Source organism: Hymenobacter cheonanensis (assembly GCF_030581075.1).
Classification (GTDB): Bacteria; Bacteroidota; Bacteroidia; order Cytophagales; family Hymenobacteraceae; genus Hymenobacter.
In genome coordinates this window covers 704,089-722,002 of the sequence record NZ_JAUQSW010000001.1, presented here as the reverse complement: position 1 = coordinate 722,002, position 17,914 = coordinate 704,089, and the positions used below count along the sequence as shown (strand labels likewise).

Here is a 17,914-nt window from a genome sequence, read left to right as displayed (position 1 = left end):
GGGGCTGTCCTCCAGCCGCACAAATAGAGTGCTCAGGTTGCAAAGCCTGCGGGTGCCCTGAGTCTGTGTGATGTTTCGTGTGGCGTTAAATACCCTCCTAAAATAGTAAATACCTTCGGAAAAGCCGGGGCGCAGTGGCTGGGGGGATGGTGCCGGCACGGCTTCGCCGATGGCGGCCGCACGCCGGCTAGCTCCGGCGCCACGCTGCGGGTGGCCGCGGCCTCGACCGATGGTGAGAAAGCTTACACCGTGCTCACCCGGGTGCTCGCTGCCAATCTGGCGCTGGCGCAGAAGCTAGCGGAGGTAGGGCAGCGGCAGCGTGAGCTGCAGGTGCGCTTTGACCTGCGGGCTACTCAAACTGGCATCGATGAGTATAAGCAGGCGCAGCACAAAGCGGCTAGTCAGAGCAAGCGTTGATGCGGCGGATGAGATTTCTGAGTTAAGTATTTTAAGAAGGTTAATCAGCTGATAATTTGAGGATTAGATTGTGTAGCTGCGATGAACTTATTTCTTTTCAAGAAGTCAGTCGAACCCTAGAAACTTTCTGAAGTTGACTTGAGTAATGCAGACTTCAAATACAATTTCTTGAACTCCAGACGTGCATTCTTTTCCTATTTTATTATTGGTTACGGCCATCGGTTCTCCCGTGCTTTTGGGACATTTTTTACTGAAATTTTACCTTCAAAAAGAACGCCGAATCATGGCTGCCAACAGTGACCCTTGTGTTTCTGAGGAGGTCTTTCGCACCCTTCCACCGGAAATTCAACTATGCGTTATCCGGGATGAAGGCACTTTCCTGGCCCAGCATCAGCAGCAAGGAGGCAATGTAATGCTTTACCACATGCAAGGCCGCTTTTTCTGCGAGTTGCAGCAACAGGCAGAAACCCAGGAATTGCTGTTTGGTCAAACCTTTACCGATTCAGCCCCGCTAGAGAGTTATCTTACTGACATCCTGATTAGTGAGCCATTAGAAAAATAGGCATTTCCCTATCCTGTTTGCAGTCATTTATCCAAGTAAAACCCCAGTATATTAGCCTGCCAAAAAACGGCCGTATTCGGGATGAATTTCTAAGACGTGCAAACGACCCGAAAACGCAGGTTTTCGGGCCGTTTATTTGATGTCGTTTTTTGGCGGTCAAAAACCGTCTGTCAAAAGGAAGTAGCGTAGCTATCTCCTTAATGAGCGGTTGAGCTTACTGGCTCATGCGTCATACAAGGCATAGTGGATAAGGCGATTGGCTTTGTCAAGCTTGGTCACAACACCTGCCTCTTGAGTTGTAACCAAGTCGCTGGCGAGTTCCACTTCCAGCACATAGGTGTACGCAATACCATCCAGCTGAACCTCGGTGCGCCCGTGAGTTTCTCTAAAACTTAGTAAGCGAATGTTGGCGTTTATTTCAATGGTAGAACCCACCATATAGATAGCGATGCCATACTCGTCTACGAGTTCGGGAGATAAACCTAAGTCGTGGTAAAAGCCAGTTAGCTTTGTACGCTTCCCCGTTCGATAAGCCAGTGATAGGCAGAGGTTAAGCCGCTTGTTTAAATTCGATAGGAGTCATAAAATTCAAGGCCTGGTGAGGCCGTTGCGTGTTATAGTCGTGCCGCCACTCCTCCACGAGTTGGCGCACATGGGCCAGCGAGCGAAACAGGTGGGCGTCGAGCAGTTCACGGCGAAACGAGCCGTTGAAGCGTTCGATGTACGCATTCTGCGTCGGCTTGCCGGGTTGAATCCAGTGTAGGATAATGCCTTGCTGCTCACACCACTCGCTCAATTTGGCGCTGATAAATTCAGGACCGTTGTCGGTGCGCAGCTGCGCGGGGCGGCCATAGCACTCGACTAAGCGCGTCAGCACCTGCACGACACGACTGGCAGGCAAGGAGAAGTCAATTTCCACGCCCAGTAGTTCGCGATTGTAATCGTCGAGCACGTTGAGGGTGCGGAACCGGCGGCCATCGGTCAACACGTCGCTCGTAAAGTCGAGCGACCAGCACTTGTTGACGGCCTCGGGCACGGCTAAGGGCTGCTTCACGCGGGCTGGCACGCGCTTTTTCAGGCGCCGAGGCAGATGGAGTGCCACTGCCCGATAGATGCGTAACGTGCGCTTATGGTTGATTACCAGTCCGTTTTTGCGTAAGCGGTGGTGCAGCTTCCAGAAGCCCCAGCCCGGATACCGTCCACTTAACGCCCGCAGTGCCTGCTGCACCGGCTCGTCCTGGCGCCCGTGCGCTACCGGGTGATAGCTGCCACGCGCCAGCCCCACTAGGGCACACGCCCGGCGCTGGCTCCAGCCCTTACTTACCAAGCCCTGCGCTGCTTGGCGCCGCGCCGCAGGGCTACTTACTTTTTTCGCAGTATCTCCTTGATGGCCTGGTTCTCTAGACTCAGGTCGGCGAACAGCTGCTTAAGCTTACGATTCTCCTCTTCCAGGTGCTTGAGCCGAGTGAGTTCCGCGACGCTGGCCCCGGCGTATTTGCTTTTCCAAGCATAAAACGTGGCCTCGCTCAAGCCGTGCTCGCGCACAATCTGGGCCACCGTCTGCCCGCTGGCTTGCTGTTGAAGAATGGCCACAATCTGGGCCTCGCTGAATCGTCCCTTTTTCATTTCTCAGTCGTCAGGTAGTGAAAGTTACGCCTTTCTCTGCTCACTACTGGCGCTCGATTCGGGGAAGCGTACAACGGGTCCTTTTCATCGGGTCGCCAAACTACGGCGGCTTGGCTACCAGGCTTCTCTCACGCGTGGGCGGCCGCCTCGGCGTTGACCCCGATGGCTGCCAGGACCTGCCGGAACTGGGCCACGGCCTGGGCCAGCAGCGTTTCCTCGGCCAGGGGGCGGGGCAGCTGGGTGTGGCCGCCCGCGTAGGCGGGGTTGGTTTGCTGAAGCCAGATGGTGGCCTCCTCCATGTCGGCAAAGAGGCCAACGTGCAGGTGGGGCAGCTGCTGGAGCACCTGCGTGGCGTGGCCGAGCCCGCGCACGTGCGGGGCGTGCACCCAGGCCAGCTGCTCGATGCCAGCGAGCCTAAGGTTCGGAAAGAAGTGCTGGGCCAGCCAGGGGGCCACTTCCCAGGGCAGACTCGTAATCTGGACGTCGTTGTTGAGTACGCGCGGGTAGGCGTGCTTGACGAAGCACTCGGCCACTTCCAGGCAGGCGTACTGCACGGCCGTCAGCGTCAGGGCGCCCTCCCACTCAATGTAGAGCCAGTTATTCCAGGAATCGAAATAAACGGTGACGTGGGGAGCAGAGCATAAATGTATCAGATTCATAGGCAGCAGGCGCTAGAAAACACAAAAGTCCCCGGGCCAGCGCAGTAATAAAAAAGCGGATAAATGCAAAAAGCCCCTGCGGAGACGGCAGGGGCTTTTTGGAGAGTAAATAAAGTGAAAACTCAGCAAAAATTCATTGTTTGCGAGGTTGTTAGCCTACTTGGCGAGCGGTTGCCCTTGCAGGTAAGGGTAAGGTGGTTACGGGCGGTGCTGTCCGCAGCCAAGGCTCCCAGGTGCAGCTAGCAGGTTATTTTCATAACTAAATAATTCCTTCAAAAAGATTGATTTTTACAGGTCCGTCTTTCATTTCAGCCGGAAGATGATAATCAATTGCACTCAGAATCTTCTCAGCGTTGCCTGTTTTGAGCAAATGTTCATAAAAAGTAGGAGATAGGCACCAAGTTTCAAGTTTAGTAAGTATAATATCACTTAGTAACTTAAATTTTGCCTCTTGTGAAAGCATCTCTATGGCATTGATTGGAGTTCCCATGATATGAGTGGAACCCCTGCCGTAGCCGAATACAACTGTTAAGTCATTGTCACCTGGTATCAAATGCAAGAAGCAAATATTTTCTTCAAGCTGACTGACATCTGCTGGGTTAACTTGTCTGTAATCAGGCCGAAATGCTAATAATTTGTTGATATCTACCGTAGCTCCGGAGAGCTTGTTTGAAAATACTGATGAGGTAGCAATACCTACTTTAGGCAGGGTAAAATGAACGAAGCTAATCGGAGAGTTAATTCCATGGCGTTTGAGCGCTTGTTCTATAGAGGACTTTATTTTATAGCCCTCTAAGGCCAAGCTTGCCTGATGTACTTGCCTTGGCATGTATGCATTATCCTTTATGTGCTGAGGAAAGCCTGCTTCAGCTCTTATTGCTGCGTGAAATAAGACATTATATTCTTGTTTGTACAACTCGTTTAAATGCGCTCTGTATGAAAGGAGCAACTGATTCTTGCTGTCAGTGTAATCACGCGAACCTATCTCCAAATTGTGAAATAGCTTTGCGTCACACTCTTTGCAAAATCCCCAGAATGTTAATTCGCTGTCGCTTCCAATACCATTAAGATAGAATCCATAGCGATGGCCTGTTTTGCTCTCTTGAAAATTATTGTTAAGTTTCAACTCAACAATCTTGAGTCCTCCGGGTCTGCTTTCCGCAATCTTGTTCAATATTCCATTTTCTTGTAAAACATGCGATTTTATAGCATGTTTACCTGATTTACAATCGGGGTTATAGCATAGGTGACTATCTATCCTGACTTTATTGCGAATCCTAAAATTGACGCGATAAATTTCTTCTTGAGTCATAGCATTAACAGATGAATCAACCCAATCGGCGAGTTCTCCAAATCCTTCTTGTGGATTCTCAATTGCAGCAGTTAAGTCTTTTTTCAAGCCGTTGCCACAGTTCATATATTCTATTTTCCACCCGCTGCCTTTTTCAGTGTAGATAACCGACAGTATTAAAATGGATAAATTTGAGTTTTTGCCCTCTTTTAAATAAGAGTCTAAGAGATGGGCTAAGTCATTGCTAACTTGTTGTAAAGTATCAAGTTTAAAGACCAGTAAATGAGACTCACTATTCTTGTAGTCACCTTCTGTTGTGATAGACTTCAGACGGTCGAATAGTCTGTAGTTATTTTTGTTGTTAGAAAATTCAGCTAACCCCAGCGAAGTGATGATTACATCTATACTCCCTTTGCCTGTATAAATTGTATCGATTCCATTATTGCCTGCTATTGATTGAGTAGTGTAAAAATTGAAAAATGCTGTCAAAAAGTGCTTAATTATTATCTCGTCAGCTACTTCAGCTGCTGCCGTAGAGGTGCTGGTTAGTAATCGGTTTATTTCAGCTTGATTTACAGTGCTGTTTTCCCTGTTTTTTATATGTTTGATGGCTTCAAAAATAGATATCAGTTTTGTTATTGCATACTTTGTGGTCATAGCTGTTGGTTTACCGTTAGCTATGAAAGGGGTTTTATCTTTTTTGAAAATATCGTTCACTATCCTTGCTATTTCACGCGCAGAGATACTGCCCTTGCGGACAAGGTCTTGAATGCGCTTTTTATCGTCAGGCGTACCAACAGCTAAAATCTCTGGGAAAGTCATAATAATATTACTTACACATTTTGCAAAGTTTTATATGTCCGTATGCCTGACTCCAGTCCATCGGCTTTGCGGTGGTTGAGCAGGGCTCTACGCCTAGGCCCCAGGGCGCGTAATGTAGTACTTCACACGCCAGCCACTGGCGCAATAATATGCCGGCTTTTGCGGCGGTGGGGCCGTGCCGGCGAGCAGGAGCAGGCTGGGAAGAAGCAGTTGGTGCAGTAGAAATCGCTAGGGTCTTTCGCACTTTTCAATAGCAGCGAGGCTGGCAAATCAGCCACTAAATCTCGGGCATCCTGGTCGGCTTGCGCCTTCGCATCGGTCCAGGATTGCCCCAAACGATACTTACGGGCTTCGTAACGTGTAGGCGCTGCCGGGCAAAAGAAGTGAACCGCCCCCTGGATGGGCGCTTCCTGCTGCTCAGCAACACCTTTTACCGCGAGGCCTGCCCGCAGGCTATTACGGCCGACACGCTGCTGCCTGCTCACGCTCACCCCACTACCCGGCCCTGGCCTTCGACCTTGCCAGTAGCCAGGAAATCGCCGCCCTGGAAGCTGGCGCTGCGCTACGACGAATTGACGACGCTCAGGCTCATTCGGCCCACTGCCCCGCTGGCTGGCCAAGCCTGGGACGAAAGCTTTCGGGCTAGTCTAAACTTAATGCCCTACATTGATTTTCGTCCGCTTGCTTAGGCTGCCTGCCCCGCACTAGTATTATTCCACCGTCAGGGGGCGCGTCGTCAGCATTTGGCCCCACGCCACCTCCACTTGGTAGACCCCAGCCGACAGCGAGCCGAGCGGCAATTCCACGCGCAGGCCAGCCGCTGGCAAGCTCAGGGGCCGCTCGACCACGACCCGGCCCAGCGCGTCGCGCACCCGCAGCTGCGCGGCCCCCGTGCCCCCGGTTGGGGCTAGTTCCACGGTTACTGCGTGCTGGGCCGGGTTGGGGTAGAGTTGGAGCAGGGGTGCCGCCTGGCCCGAGGCGCGGGTAGCCAGCAGGGTACGGTCGTAGGTAGCCAGCTTGGCCAAGGGTTTGCTGTTGTCGCCGGTAGCCGTGAAGAAGCCACCTGCGTAGAGGCGGCCGGTAGTGGCCAGGGCCAGGCCGTAGGCCGCAGCGTTGAGGCCGGTGCCCAGGCTAACCCAGCTCGTGCCGTTCCAGCGGGCCACATTATTGATGGCGTTGCCGCCGGCCCTGTTTACATCCCCGCTCGCATATACTTCTCCCGTGGGGGACACGGCTATTGCGTAGACGTAGGTGCCCACGCCCGCCCCGAGGGCGTTCCACTTCGTGCCATCCCAGCGGGCTACGCCAACGGCCGGCGTGGGGCCAGTGGTAGTGATGTCGCCGCCCACGTAGAGGTCGCCGTTGCTGGCTACTGCCACCGACGAGAGGTGCTCGTAAATATAAAAGTCACTGTTGCCCACGCCGCTCCAGCTCGTGCCATTCCACTGGGCCAGGCTCACGATACGCACATTGTTGACATAGTTGAACGAGCCGGCCATGTAGAGCCGGCCCGCCGGCGTGACGGCCAGGCCGTAGACAAGCGGATAGGTGCCCGTCGTGAACTTGCTGATGCCCGTTCCCAGGTTGCTCCAGGCTGTGCCGTTCCAGCGGGCAATGCCACCGGCTGCCTGCGAGCCGGCCGTGGCGAAGCCCCCGCCCACGTACACCTCGCCCGTGGGGGCGACGGCTAGGGCAAATACGCCACCCCGCGGGACTTTCGAGGTCGATAGGGTGCCCGCTACCCCGTTTTCGGTTCCCGCACCCAGGCTGCTCCAGGCCGTGCCGTCCCACTTGGCCACTTGGTTGGCGGGCTGCCCACCGGCCTGCGTGAAGTAGCCGCCCGCGTATACCACCCCGTTGGGGGCCAGGGCCAGGGCAAAAACCACGTCGTTGAGACCAGTGCCGAGACTCGTCCAGGTGCTGCCGTTCCAGCGGGCAATATTGCTAACGCTCACGCCGCCGATTTGCGCGAAGTTGCCCGCCACGTACACGTCGCCGTTGGCGGCAATGGCCACGGCCCACACGCCATTGTTTGCGTAGCCTTGCACGTTACCGTCCTGCCAGGCCTGGTCGCCCGCGCCGAGCGGCCGGGCGGCCGGCCGAAAGCTGGGGCGGCCGCCCGCAAGCAGTTGCAGTTGGCAGGCGGCCGTGGTAAAAGTGCCGCGGGCGTCTGGGCGCAGCGTGCCGTCGCCACGCAGGGCGGTGGCCAGCAGGCGCGGCTCCCCGTTGCCGGCCGGCCGGGCCTGCGTGTTCAGGGCCCACAAGCTAAGCAGCCAGCAGCCCAGCACGGGCAGCCAATTGATGAGGCGGGTGGCGGGGTAATTGTTCAAAAGCATAGGCGTCGGATAGGGCTGCGAAATGGCAGCAGTTGTCTCAAAAAAAGTATTGCTCAAAATTAATCTCACAATAGCCTACTTAAGCTGTTTTTGTCTACCTATTTATGTCTTCCAAAAACCACCTGCTTATTATGACATAACGCCGTGCCTTGGTGATGCCGATGCCGCGGCTGGCACTCCAGACGCCGGAGCGGCTGCCGTGCCCGCACTGCGATGACCCAGCCCCGCTCTGGGCGAACTTTGGCGGGGTTGTGCCCTTACATGCACAACCCCGCCGGATATTTTGATGGGCTAGCTAACCGAAAAGCTAAAGCAGACAAGCCCCCGTACCCGTCGTGCGCTTTGCCCGCGTCAGTACTGAGGCCCAGGACTTCAGCCGGCAGCTGCGCGACCTGAAGCGTCATACCGAGCGCGCCGGCGGCCAGGTGGTAGCCGAGATTGCCGAGAGGCTATCGGCTACTTCGAGGACGGGGGCACGTTTGCCACTAGCCCGGCCCCGACTACCGTAGCCAGGCCGCTACCAGCAACCCGGAGCTGGTGCAGGCGGTGCGGTGGGTCGAGAGCGCCACGGGCCCTGCCCAGCCGGGTAAAGGCCGTTATCGACTGGAACCAGGGCGATACGCTGGCGCTCGAGCAGGAGCTATACGCGATGCAGCCAGCCTGCAAGCAAGGGGCTATTTTCTAATAACCGCCACTAATAAATTAAAAAAAAGCCTCCCTGATGTCAGGAAGGCCTTTTTTGTGGTCTCGTTAGGAATCGAACCTAAATCTAGAGCTTCGGAGGCTCCTATACTATCCGTTGTACTACGAGACCTGGTGCGGGGTGCAAAAGTAGCGATAAAAGCCGGCGCGGCCAAACTCAGCGCAGGCATTTTGGTGGAAACAGCCCGCCCAGGCACAACCCTGAAGCGAAAAAATCGGTTAGCTAACCCTGAACCTGACAATTTTCATTTCCACATGGAATCTACCAAAAAAACTCTCTATACCGCCGACGCCACGGCTGTAGGCGGCCGCAGCGGCCACGTGCGCTCTGCCACTGGTATTATCGACCTCGATATGTCGGTGCCCGAGGGGCTAGGCGGTAAAAAAGGCGCTACCAACCCCGAAGAGCTGTTTGCGGCGGGCTACTCGTCGTGCTTTCAGCAGGCGCTGCTCGTTATTGCGCAGCGCGCCGGCGATAAGCTCGACCCCGGTACCGAGGTAAAATGCTCAGTAACCCTGTTTCAGGAAGGCGAAGGCTACGGCCTGAGTGCCGTGCTCGACATCGACCTGAAGTCGTTTGACCGTACTAAAACAATTGAGATGGTGCGCCAGGCTCACAAAATATGCCCCTACTCGGTAGGTACCCGGGGCAATATGGAGGTCGAGCTGAAAGTGCAAGGCGAGCCAGTGCCCGTGCAAGCCGAAGAAAATGCCGGCGTAGCCGAAGGCAAATAACAGGCCCCCGGCGGCACCCCGCGCACCCCTGAAAGCCTACCTGCTGCGCAGGTAGGCCTTTTTGGCAAGAGCCGTGCCGGCTGCCTGGCCAGCCAGCCCTGATTGCACCTTTTAGGGAGGCCATGCGTAAGAGGTCCGCTACCTTTGGGAAGCCGGCTACCGAAAGCCGCTTAGTGCTAGTGCGTATGATTATGAAAAAAATACTCTTCACCCTGGGCGCTGCGGCTGCCCTCGCCTCTTGCCGCGAGGCCAGTACTGCGGTGCAAAGCAACCCTTCTGCTACGGCAGAGGCTAAAGTGCTGCGTTTCGACACTACTTTCCTGAAGGTGAGCGGTGCGCGCGCCTACTCCCACACCTACACCGGCAATATGCTGGTGGGCCAGACCAAAAAAGTAGTGGTGCCCGTGCAAATAAACTGGACGACGGTGGAGCAGGCCGGCTGCCCGCAAGTAGCCGCCGTGCAGGTATACCAGCTCAACGGCAACGACCGGCGTACCAGCCTCACGGCCAAGGCCATGCGCGATGCCGTGTGCAAGCCTGGCACCCAGCCCGCCGACAGCCCGCGCCCCGCTAGCGGGGCTACCGCCTACACCGGCGCGGCCTACCTGAAGCTGACCGGCGAGGCCCGCGAGATTCACCGCACCACCTCTGTTACGTTTACGCTCAATGGCCTGGGCTATCACGATACCCTCGATGGCGACTCGGTAGCTACCAGCAGCGTGCAGTAGCGCCCGGCGCCAGGGTACTGTAAAAAGCATAAGCCCCGGCTGAAACCAGCCGGGGCTTATGCTTTTTACGCAAAATCAAGAACGCGGACTAGTTCAGGTAAATGCGGTGCGTAAGCTCGAAGCGGTGCGGCGCAAAGGCGTTGTAATAGGGCGCCGGGCCATCAAAGGTGAGCACGTGCACCAGCGGAATGCCTTCGAGGCGGCTTTCTACCACGCGCACAGGGTACACCTCGCCTACGGTGGGCCAGTCGCCGCCGTGGTTGGCGGGCCGGTTGTCGGCATCCACGCAGCGGGCATAATCGAGGTAAGGGGCCGCCGTAGTGGCTTCGGCCAGGGTGTAGCTAGCAACTTCCATAGGGCAAAGATATGAGGAGCAAATAAATACGAAGTAACGCCGCAAATGTTGGCCCGCGGCGAATAGCAGCCTTAACACCCGCGCCCGGCCAGAAGTTTAGGCTAGCCGCGCTTTTGCCGGCCGCGGGGCCAGCGGCGGTGCTACTGGGCGGGCTGGGGCAGGGCATACTGCTTGCGGTCGAGCAGCACGTAGCCGCTTTGCCAGTACTTGCCCAGGTGGCGCGGCGTGAGGCTGCCCGAGCCCGGCACCTGGCTAAGAATGACTAGCCGCAGCGTGTGGCCGTTGAGCCGATGCTCATCCATAATCAGCTTGCTGCTTGTCTTAACGAGAAAGTGTTCCTGCACCCGGCCATTGCGGCGGTAGCGCGTTACCTGCCGCCACCGCAGCTGGGTGGTAGTGGCGGTGCCAGCCCCGGCGGTCAACTTCACGATGCCACGCACTACCTGCCGGCGCAGGTGCGGCGTGTGCCCGTTGGCCGTGAAAAAAGCGCTCTGGGCCTGCACCTGCTGGCGCAGCTGCGTGGCTTGCTGCAAGAGGGTGTCGCGCGCGGCGAGTGCCCGGGCAGGGTTGGCAATAAGCTGGGCTTTGGCAGCGGTGGTGGTCAGGAAGGCGGCTAGCAGCGCCAGTCGGTAATGCATTCGAGCGAGGCAGGGGTGAGGCGCGAAGATATCGGCCCGGCTGCCCTAGCCAGCAGAAGAAATAAAAAGATAATCGGTTCTTTCTCTGCTAGCCTAAGAGAAAGAACCGACTACGTAGTGGCCTGCCTTAGCTAAAGCCCAGTACCGGGTGCGGCTGGTAGGGCTCCTCCAAACGCTTTACCTCATCGGCCGAGAGCTTGACGGCCACGGCCGCCACGGCGTCTTCGAGGTGGCCGGGCTTGCTGGCCCCCACAATGGGCGCCGTGATAACGGGCTTGCTCAGCATCCAGGCCAGGGCAATCTGGGCGTTGGGCAGGCCGCGCTCCCGGGCAATTTCCGTTACGCGGTCGGCCACCGCAAAGTCGTCGTCGCGGCCGTAGAGGCTTTTGCCGAAAGCGTCGGTTTTGGCGCGCTCAGTCTCATTTCGTTCCTTCGAGCGGCCACCCGTAAGCAGGCCCCTGGCCAGCGGCGACCACGGAATGACGCCAATGCCCTGGTCCTGGCACAGCGGCAGCATCTCGCGCTCCTCCTCGCGGTACACGAGGTTGTAGTGCGGCTGCATACTCACGAAGCGCGTCCAGTTGTGCTTGTCGGCCAGGTACAGCGCCTGCGCAAACTGCCAGCTAAACATGCTGCTAGCCCCGATGTAGCGGGCCTTGCCGGCCTTCACCACGTCGTGCAGCGCCTCCAGCGTTTCCTCGATGGGCGTGTGGTAGTCCCAGCGGTGAATCTGATACAAGTCCACGTAATCAGTGCCCAGCCGCTTGAGGCTGGCGTCGATGGCGCTCATAATGTGCTTGCGCGACAGGCCCTTGTCATTCGGCCCCGGCCCCATGGGGTTGAATACTTTGGTAGCCAGCACGACTTCGTCGCGCTGGGCAAAGTCGCGCAGGGCGCGGCCCACCACTTCCTCGCTAGCCCCGTTGGAGTACACGTCGGCGGTATCGAAGAAGTTGATGCCCAGCTCCAAAGCCTTCTGAATGAAAGGCCGGCTAGCCTCCTCATTCAAGGCCCAGGGCCAGCGCTCGGTAGGCGTGCCATAGGTCATGGTGCCGAGGCAAATTTTTGAAACCTGTAAGCCAGTGTTTCCTAAGCGGGTGAATTCCATTGTGGAAAAGGGATAGGGAGAAAGGGAAAGGGATTGAAACGTTCAGCAACGCTGGTCATGCAGAGCGCAGCGAAGCATCTCGCGTGGCGCAGTAATTTCTCACGCCAACAACGAAGCGAGCGAGATGCTTCGCTGCGCTCTGCATGACCAACGACAAAGGATAGTAATAACCAAAAAAGCCCGCCTGGGTTACCAGGCGGGCTTTTAAAGCTACTCGTGGCCAGGGTGCCTTACGACATCGCCAGCACTTCTTTCACGCGGGCGGCGGCGTCCTTCAGCAGGGTAGCCGAGTACACTTTCAGGCCGCTTTCATCGATGATGCGGGCGCCTTCCTCGGCGTTGGTGCCTTGCAGGCGCACGATGATGGGCACGCGGATATCACCGATTTTCTTGTAGGCTTCTACCACACCATTGGCTACGCGGTCGCAACGCACGATGCCGCCGAAGATGTTGATGAGGATGGCCTTCACGTTCGGGTCCTTCAGGATGATGCGGAAGCCCGCCTCCACCGTCTGGGCGTTGGCTCCGCCGCCTACGTCGAGGAAGTTGGCGGGCTCGCCGCCGCTCAGCTTGATGATGTCCATGGTGGCCATGGCCAGGCCGGCGCCGTTTACCATGCAGCCCACGTTGCCGTCGAGCTTCACGTAGTTGAGGTTGCTTTCGCTAGCCTCTACTTCCAGCGGGTCTTCCTCGTTGAGGTCGCGCAGAGCCACGAAATCCTTGTGGCGATACAGGGCGTTGTCGTCGAGGGTCACCTTGGCGTCAACGGCCAGGATTTTATTGTCCGACGTTTTCAGCACCGGGTTAATCTCGAACATGGCCGAGTCGGTTTCGTCGTAGGCCTTGTACAGGGCCGTTACGAACTTCACCATTTCCTTGAAGGCATCGCCCGAAAGGCCGAGGCCGAAGGCGATTTTGCGGGCCTGGAAGCCTTGCAGGCCCACGGCGGGGTCCACAAACTCCTTGTGAATTTTCTCGGGGTGCGACTCGGCTACCTCCTCGATGTCCATGCCACCCTCGGTGGTGTAGATAATCACGTTTTTGCCGCTCGTGCGGTCGAGCAGCACGCTCATGTAGTACTCCTTGGTGGGGCTTTCGCCGGGGTAGTACACGTCCTGGGCAATGAGCACTTTGTGCACCTTGCGGCCTTCGGCGCCGGTTTGCTTGGTCACGAGCTGCATGCCGATAATCTGGCCGGCAATATCTTTTACCTGCTCCAGGTTCTTGGCGAGCTTCACCCCGCCGCCCTTGCCCCGGCCGCCGGCATGAATTTGGGCCTTGATAACGTACCAGCTGGTGCCGGTTTGCTCGGTGAGCTTTTTGGCGGCTTCTACGGCTTCTTCGGCGGTGTCGGCGGTGAGGCCTTCCTGCACGCGCACGCCGTATTTTTTCAGGATTTCCTTGCCTTGATACTCGTGAATATTCATCGGAGGGGGTAGGGGTGGAGTTTTTTGCTGGCGCGAAGGTAGGGCCAACGACTGTCATTGCGCGCGTAGCGCGGCAATCGCACCAGCACACTACCCGAAGGACTCGCTCTGATACGATTGCCGCGCCGCGCGCGCAATGACGGAACCAGCCAACGCCCGGGCGCCTTTGCGCGTAGCTTTGCCCTAGTACTGTCTGTTTTCCTACGTTCGCTTTGCTACAAGCCATTAACCTCCGTAAAAGCTACAACTCGCTGGAAGTGCTCAAGGGCATCGACCTCACCATTCAGCGGGCCGAAATCGTGAGCATCGTGGGGTCGTCGGGGGCGGGCAAAAGCACGCTGCTGCACATTCTGGGCACCCTCGACAATCCCGACTCGGGCGAGGTGCTCTTCGATGGGCAGTCCGTTACGAGCCTGGGGCGCACCTCGCTGGCTAAGTTTCGCAACCGCCACATCGGCTTCGTGTTTCAGTTTCACAACCTGCTGCCCGAGTTCACGGCCATCGAAAACGTGTGCCTGCCCGCCTACCTGGCCGACCGCTCGGAAAAGGAAGTGCGGGTGCGCGCCCGCGAACTGCTCGGCCTGCTCAACCTCGACCACCGCGTCGACCACAAGCCCAGCGAGATGAGCGGCGGCGAGCAGCAGCGCGTGTCGGTGGCGCGCGCCCTCATCAACTCGCCCGAAATCATCTTCGCCGACGAGCCCAGCGGCAACCTCGACTCGAAGAACGCGCAAGAGCTGCACGAGCTGTTTTTCTGGCTGCGCAAGGAGTTCGGCCAAACCTTCGTCATCGTAACCCACAACGATACCCTGGCCCAGATGGCCGACCGCACCATCGTGATGCGCGACGGGCACATTCTGGAAGAGTAGGCGAAAGCAAACAACTGCACAAGACCATAAGGTCGTCATACTGAACGCAGTGAAGCATCTCGTCCGAATCGTTGGATTACTAATCAAACGATTCGGACGAGATGCTTCACTGCGTTCAGCATGATGACCTCTTTTTGGCGTTTGCCACCTGGTTTTCTGTTTCGCATCCTGGCTAAGCCCTTTGGAAAATCGCCTTGCTGAAAACTAATTTTTCACGCTTCCTAAACTACTTGATAATCAGAACTAAATTTTGCTAAAAAAATTGGCTTTCGGGGCACTAACTTTGGCCTGAGTTAGTTTGATATTCGTACTACAGAACGATAACCGGCCGCTGGCCACCTCACACCATGACCGAAGTCACCAAAGCCCCGAAAGAAGCTGCCGCCAAAAAAGCCGCTCCCCGCGCGGAGAGCTATGACATTGCGAAGTCGGACGAGACGTTCGACCTGGCAAAGGACCTGGCTAAGTTTATTAAAGAAAACAAGCTCAGCACCCAGGTGCAGGGCAAGGAGTTTGTGAACGTGGAGGGCTGGCAGTACGCCGGCTCGCGCCTGGGCATCGTGCCCATCGTGGAGCACGTCATCAACCTCAGCACCGACCAGGAGTTGAAGTACCAGGCCAAGGTCACGCTCTTCGACCTGCGCCACCAGACTACCGTGGGCGCCGGCTTCGCCGTGTGCTCGAACAAGGAGGGTGGCAAGAAATTCTACCAGGAGTTTGCCATCGCCAGCATGGCCCAGACCCGGGCCATTGGCAAGGCCTACCGCAACATCCTGGCCTGGATTATCCGCGCTGCTGGCTACGAGCCCACCCCGGCCGAAGAAATGGAGTATAGCGGCAACGTGCCCGCGCCCGCCGTGGCCCCGGCCGTAGTGGCCGAGCCTGCCCCCGTGATGCGCGCCGTAACCACGGCTCCCGCCGCGCCGGCCGAAGCCCCCGCTGCCGAGGCGCCCGCCGCTCCGGTGCAGTACGCCACGGCTAGCCAGAAGGAGGAGATTATCCGCCTGCTGAACCACCCGCTCATCACGCGCCAGGAGAAGACCAAGATGCTGCTCAACATCAACCGCCTCGATGAGGAGCGCGCCACCCAGGCCATTGCCAAGCTCCGCAAGGCCATTGAGGACCGCGAGGGCACGACGGCCGTAGCCGCGTAAGTGCGCTAGCCTACAGTTTTTGAGAAAAGCCCGGTGCCGCAAGGTGCCGGGTTTTTTTGTGGGCGCCCGTTATCTTGAGGCGCGTTATGGCCCCTCAGTATTATGCAACACTACTTCTTGCTCAATATCAACATTTCGCTGGTCACCAACAATAAGATAAATTATGGCGACGTAGCGATAGGGGAGGGCCTGCTTACGCTGATTGGTATCGGGCTGTGGGTGCTGGGCACTGACGTGTGGCGCGGCCAGAGCCGGGCCCGCAAAATCGGCGGCGCGTTTCTGTTGCTGGTGGCTGCCGGTTATAGCGTGGCCTGGGCAGGAATTAACTATTGGGGGTACAATTACTTGAAGGAATACTTTTAGGTCCTTCGCTGCTGCGGGGGCTAGTCAGCTGCTGGCGGCGCGTAATTTTGGGCTATGCCGCCCGCCTTGCCCGCTAACACTTCTGCCGAACCGCTAGCCCTGCTGCGCCAGTACTGGGGCCACCAGCAGTTTCGGCCGGGCCAGCAGGAGATTATCGAAGCGGTGCTAGCTGGGCGCGATGCGCTGGCGCTGCTGCCCACCGGCGGCGGCAAAAGCGTGTGTTTCCAGGTGCCCGCGCTGGCTAGGCCGGGTTTGTGCGTGGTGGTCACGCCGCTCATCGCCCTGATGCGCGACCAGGTGGAGAACCTGCGCAAGCGCGGCCTCAAGGCCGAGGCCGTGTACGCGGGCATGAGCCACCAGGAAATAGACCAGGCGCTGGACAACTGCGTGTACGGCCGCGAGGTCAAGTTCTTGTACGTCAGCCCCGAGCGGCTGCTCACCGACCTTTTTCGGGCTAGGGTAGCCCGCATGAATGTGGGGCTGCTGGCCATTGACGAGGCGCACTGCCTCTCGCAGTGGGGCTACGATTTTCGGCCGCCCTACCTGCGCATTGCCGAGCTGCGGGCGCTGCTGCCGCCCGAGGTACCGTGCATCGCCCTCACGGCCACCGCCACCGGCCAGGTGCGGCAGGATATTGTGGAGAAGCTCCAGTTTCGGCCCGGCTACGGTGTTTTTACCCAGAGCTTTGCGCGGCCCAAGCTCTCGTATTCCGTCCTGCCAACCGAGGACAAGCAGCGCCGCCTGCTGGAAGTGTTGCGTGGCGTAGGCCCCGGCAAAACGGGTATCGTGTACGCCCGCACCCGCCGCCAGGCCGAGGATACCGCCACCTGGCTCAGCCAGCAAAAGCTGCCCGCTGCCGCCTACCACGCCGGCCTGCCCGCCGAGCAGCGTACCCGTATTCAGCAAGACTGGCTAGCCGACAAAACGCGCATCATCGTGGCTACCAATGCCTTTGGCATGGGTATCGACAAGCCCGACGTGCGCGTGGTGGCCCACCTCGACGCGCCCGCCACCCTCGAAGCCTACTACCAGGAGGCCGGCCGCGCCGGGCGCGACGGCCTCTACGCCTTCGCCGTGCTGCTGAGCGGCCCCGCCGATGCCGACAGTTTGCGCCGCCAGGCCACCCTAGCCCACCCGCCGCCCGATGTGGTGCGCCGCGTGTACCAGGCGCTGGCCAACTACTCGCGCACGGCCGTGGGCGGCGGCGAGTTGGTGGCCTTCGACTTCGACCTCGGCGCGTTTGCCGAAACCTACCGCCTCAAGGCCGTCGATGCCCACCACGCGCTCAAAATGCTGGAGCAGCAGGGCTTTGTGCAGCTCACCGAGGCCGTGAACCAGCCGGCCAGGGTGCAGCTCATTAGCAATCAGCAGGATTTGTACCATTTCCAAGTGGCCAATGCTCAGCACGACCAGCTTATTAAGGCGCTGCTGCGGCTGTATGGCGGCGAGCTGTTCGTGGCCTTCCAGGCCATTGCCGAGAGCGCGCTAGCCCGGCACCTGCGCCAAAGCACCACCGATGTAACGCGCCAGCTGCGCTACCTGCACAGCACCGGCGTGCTGCACTACCAGCCCCGGCGCGAGCTGCCGCAGGCGCTCTTCCTCACGCCGCGCTACGACGCCGCCCAGCTGCCCCTGGATGAGCGCCGCCTGCGCGCCGCCAGGCAGCTCACCGAGCACCAGACCACAGCCGTAATCGACTACGCGGCCAGCACCACGCACTGCCGCCAGCAGCTGCTGCTCGAGTACTTTGCCGAGCCCGACGCACCGGCATGCGGCGTGTGCGACGTGTGCCTGGCCCGCAAAAAGGCCGCGCAGGCGCCCGCCAGCACGGCCGGGCTACAAGCCAGCCTGCTAGAGCTACTGGGCGCTGCGCCGCTGCTACCGCGCCAGGTGGTAGCCCGCTACCCTGCCGCTGAAGCGGCGGCCATTACAGCGGCTCTGCGCCAGCTGGTGGAGCTGGGTCGGCTGGCCTACGCGGCCGATGGCCGGCTAGGCACTGCCAGTTGATTGGGAGCTTGTCAAGAAGCTGCTTGAATTAATAAACCGCCTGTCATTGCTTCGTCGTGCCTCCTCGCAATGACAGGCGGTTTTGGTCTTCAGCCAGTCAATGTAGATATCTTCT

General features: G+C 58.2%; 19 protein-coding genes and 1 tRNA gene. 10 read left to right on the top strand and 10 right to left on the bottom strand.

All coding sequences use genetic code 11. From position 1 onward, the window contains the following. Positions 1 to 210 precede the first annotated feature (210 nt). Positions 211 to 417, top strand: coding sequence for a hypothetical protein (locus Q5H89_RS03140; RefSeq protein WP_305017835.1), 207 nt, complete (start codon positions 211 to 213; stop codon positions 415 to 417). Between the two features lie 181 nt (positions 418 to 598). Then, positions 599 to 979: a hypothetical protein gene (locus tag Q5H89_RS03135; protein ID WP_305017834.1), complete on the top strand. Its 381-nt coding sequence runs from the start codon at positions 599 to 601 to the stop codon at positions 977 to 979. Positions 980 to 1,201: 222 nt separating this feature from the next. Here Q5H89_RS03135 and Q5H89_RS03130 read toward each other — a convergent pair whose 3' ends face one another. The 4 genes from Q5H89_RS03130 to Q5H89_RS03115 all read right to left on the bottom strand — a co-directional run bounded on the left by Q5H89_RS03130 (position 1,202) and on the right by Q5H89_RS03115 (position 5,377). Then, positions 1,202 to 1,417, bottom strand: a complete 216-nt coding sequence (locus Q5H89_RS03130; RefSeq protein ID WP_305017833.1) for a hypothetical protein — start codon at positions 1,415 to 1,417, stop codon at positions 1,202 to 1,204. Positions 1,418 to 1,529: 112 nt separating this feature from the next. After that, a protein-coding gene (locus Q5H89_RS03125) for an IS3 family transposase (RefSeq protein ID WP_305017832.1) occupies positions 1,530 to 2,605 on the bottom strand; the annotation gives its coding sequence in 2 pieces (ribosomal slippage) (positions 1,530 to 2,353 and positions 2,353 to 2,605; 1,077 coding nt in all). Between the two features lie 128 nt (positions 2,606 to 2,733). Continuing rightward, positions 2,734 to 3,264, bottom strand: coding sequence for a hypothetical protein (locus Q5H89_RS03120; RefSeq protein ID WP_305017831.1), 531 nt, complete (start codon positions 3,262 to 3,264; stop codon positions 2,734 to 2,736). Positions 3,265 to 3,523: 259 nt separating this feature from the next. Beyond that, positions 3,524 to 5,377 carry a hypothetical protein gene (locus Q5H89_RS03115; protein ID WP_305017830.1) on the bottom strand — a complete coding sequence of 618 codons (1,854 nt, stop codon included), beginning with the start codon at positions 5,375 to 5,377 and terminating at the stop codon, positions 3,524 to 3,526. A gap of 383 nt (positions 5,378 to 5,760) precedes the next feature. On the opposite strand from Q5H89_RS03115, the gene Q5H89_RS03110 reads away from it, so the two are divergent. Then, a complete protein-coding gene (locus Q5H89_RS03110) occupies positions 5,761 to 6,066 on the top strand; it encodes a hypothetical protein (protein WP_305017829.1) in 306 nt (101 codons plus the stop codon). Positions 6,067 to 6,087: 21 nt separating this feature from the next. Here the strand turns inward: Q5H89_RS03110 and Q5H89_RS03105 are convergent, their stop codons facing one another. Then, the gene (locus tag Q5H89_RS03105) at positions 6,088 to 7,713 is read right to left on the bottom strand and encodes a hypothetical protein (protein ID WP_305017828.1); all 1,626 of its coding nucleotides are present in this window, start codon (positions 7,711 to 7,713) and stop codon (positions 6,088 to 6,090) included. 335 nt (positions 7,714 to 8,048) lie between these two features. On the opposite strand from Q5H89_RS03105, the gene Q5H89_RS23215 reads away from it, so the two are divergent. Continuing rightward, a complete protein-coding gene (locus tag Q5H89_RS23215; protein WP_369810633.1) occupies positions 8,049 to 8,222 on the top strand; it encodes a recombinase family protein in 174 nt (57 codons plus the stop codon). Positions 8,223 to 8,455: 233 nt separating this feature from the next. Here the strand turns inward: Q5H89_RS23215 and Q5H89_RS03100 are convergent. Then, a tRNA-Arg gene (locus Q5H89_RS03100) sits at positions 8,456 to 8,527 on the bottom strand. A 143-nt stretch (positions 8,528 to 8,670) separates the two neighbouring features. On the opposite strand from Q5H89_RS03100, the gene Q5H89_RS03095 reads away from it, so the two are divergent. Continuing rightward, positions 8,671 to 9,150: an organic hydroperoxide resistance protein gene (locus Q5H89_RS03095; RefSeq protein WP_305017827.1), complete on the top strand. Its 480-nt coding sequence runs from the start codon at positions 8,671 to 8,673 to the stop codon at positions 9,148 to 9,150. Positions 9,151 to 9,341: 191 nt separating this feature from the next. Then, positions 9,342 to 9,878 carry a membrane lipoprotein lipid attachment site-containing protein gene (locus Q5H89_RS03090; protein ID WP_305017826.1) on the top strand — a complete coding sequence of 179 codons (537 nt, stop codon included), beginning with the start codon at positions 9,342 to 9,344 and terminating at the stop codon, positions 9,876 to 9,878. 88 nt (positions 9,879 to 9,966) lie between these two features. Here the strand turns inward: Q5H89_RS03090 and Q5H89_RS03085 are convergent, their stop codons facing one another. From Q5H89_RS03085 to sucC, 4 genes are all read right to left on the bottom strand, one after another. Further along, a complete protein-coding gene (locus Q5H89_RS03085; protein ID WP_208132246.1) occupies positions 9,967 to 10,233 on the bottom strand; it encodes a hypothetical protein in 267 nt (88 codons plus the stop codon). A gap of 140 nt (positions 10,234 to 10,373) precedes the next feature. Continuing rightward, positions 10,374 to 10,871 carry a hypothetical protein gene (locus tag Q5H89_RS03080; RefSeq protein ID WP_305017825.1) on the bottom strand — a complete coding sequence of 166 codons (498 nt, stop codon included), beginning with the start codon at positions 10,869 to 10,871 and terminating at the stop codon, positions 10,374 to 10,376. Positions 10,872 to 10,998: 127 nt separating this feature from the next. After that, on the bottom strand, positions 10,999 to 11,979 hold the full coding sequence (locus Q5H89_RS03075) for an aldo/keto reductase (protein WP_305017824.1): 981 nt from the start codon (positions 11,977 to 11,979) through the stop codon (positions 10,999 to 11,001). Between the two features lie 230 nt (positions 11,980 to 12,209). Further along, positions 12,210 to 13,406 carry an ADP-forming succinate--CoA ligase subunit beta gene (gene sucC / locus Q5H89_RS03070; protein ID WP_305017823.1) on the bottom strand — a complete coding sequence of 399 codons (1,197 nt, stop codon included), beginning with the start codon at positions 13,404 to 13,406 and terminating at the stop codon, positions 12,210 to 12,212. A 212-nt stretch (positions 13,407 to 13,618) separates the two neighbouring features. Here sucC and Q5H89_RS03065 point away from each other — a divergent pair, with 212 nt between their 5' ends. From Q5H89_RS03065 to Q5H89_RS03050, 4 genes are all read left to right on the top strand, one after another. Continuing rightward, positions 13,619 to 14,275, top strand: coding sequence for an ABC transporter ATP-binding protein (locus Q5H89_RS03065; protein WP_173110825.1), 657 nt, complete (start codon positions 13,619 to 13,621; stop codon positions 14,273 to 14,275). Positions 14,276 to 14,622: 347 nt separating this feature from the next. Beyond that, positions 14,623 to 15,429 (top strand): hypothetical protein, encoded by an 807-nt coding sequence (locus tag Q5H89_RS03060; protein ID WP_305017822.1) that lies wholly within the window; start codon positions 14,623 to 14,625, stop codon positions 15,427 to 15,429. Between the two features lie 102 nt (positions 15,430 to 15,531). Continuing rightward, complete coding sequence (locus Q5H89_RS03055; protein ID WP_305017821.1) at positions 15,532 to 15,792, top strand: hypothetical protein; 261 nt, start codon at positions 15,532 to 15,534, stop codon at positions 15,790 to 15,792. A gap of 54 nt (positions 15,793 to 15,846) precedes the next feature. Further along, positions 15,847 to 17,799, top strand: coding sequence for a RecQ family ATP-dependent DNA helicase (locus tag Q5H89_RS03050; RefSeq protein WP_305017820.1), 1,953 nt, complete (start codon positions 15,847 to 15,849; stop codon positions 17,797 to 17,799). The last annotated feature ends 115 nt before the right edge of the window (positions 17,800 to 17,914 follow it).

Excerpts from the sequence above, each read along its gene's own strand:
- Q5H89_RS03130 (WP_305017833.1), bottom strand. The coding sequence starts at position 1,417 with ATGGTGGGTTCTACCATTGAAATAAACGCCAACATTCGCTTACTAAGT.
- Q5H89_RS03115 (WP_305017830.1), bottom strand. The coding sequence starts at position 5,377 with ATGACTTTCCCAGAGATTTTAGCTGTTGGTACGCCTGACGATAAAAAG.
- Q5H89_RS03090 (WP_305017826.1), top strand. The coding sequence starts at position 9,342 with ATGAAAAAAATACTCTTCACCCTGGGCGCTGCGGCTGCCCTCGCCTCT.
- Q5H89_RS03095 (WP_305017827.1), top strand. The coding sequence starts at position 8,671 with ATGGAATCTACCAAAAAAACTCTCTATACCGCCGACGCCACGGCTGTA.
- Q5H89_RS03080 (WP_305017825.1), bottom strand. The coding sequence starts at position 10,871 with ATGCATTACCGACTGGCGCTGCTAGCCGCCTTCCTGACCACCACCGCT.
- sucC (WP_305017823.1), bottom strand. The coding sequence starts at position 13,406 with ATGAATATTCACGAGTATCAAGGCAAGGAAATCCTGAAAAAATACGGC.
- Q5H89_RS03085 (WP_208132246.1), bottom strand. The coding sequence starts at position 10,233 with ATGGAAGTTGCTAGCTACACCCTGGCCGAAGCCACTACGGCGGCCCCT.
- Q5H89_RS03105 (WP_305017828.1), bottom strand. The coding sequence starts at position 7,713 with ATGCTTTTGAACAATTACCCCGCCACCCGCCTCATCAATTGGCTGCCC.
- Q5H89_RS03120 (WP_305017831.1), bottom strand. The coding sequence starts at position 3,264 with ATGAATCTGATACATTTATGCTCTGCTCCCCACGTCACCGTTTATTTC.
- Q5H89_RS03050 (WP_305017820.1), top strand. The coding sequence starts at position 15,847 with ATGCCGCCCGCCTTGCCCGCTAACACTTCTGCCGAACCGCTAGCCCTG.
- Q5H89_RS03055 (WP_305017821.1), top strand. The coding sequence starts at position 15,532 with ATGCAACACTACTTCTTGCTCAATATCAACATTTCGCTGGTCACCAAC.
- Q5H89_RS03060 (WP_305017822.1), top strand. The coding sequence starts at position 14,623 with ATGACCGAAGTCACCAAAGCCCCGAAAGAAGCTGCCGCCAAAAAAGCC.
- Q5H89_RS03075 (WP_305017824.1), bottom strand. The coding sequence starts at position 11,979 with ATGGAATTCACCCGCTTAGGAAACACTGGCTTACAGGTTTCAAAAATT.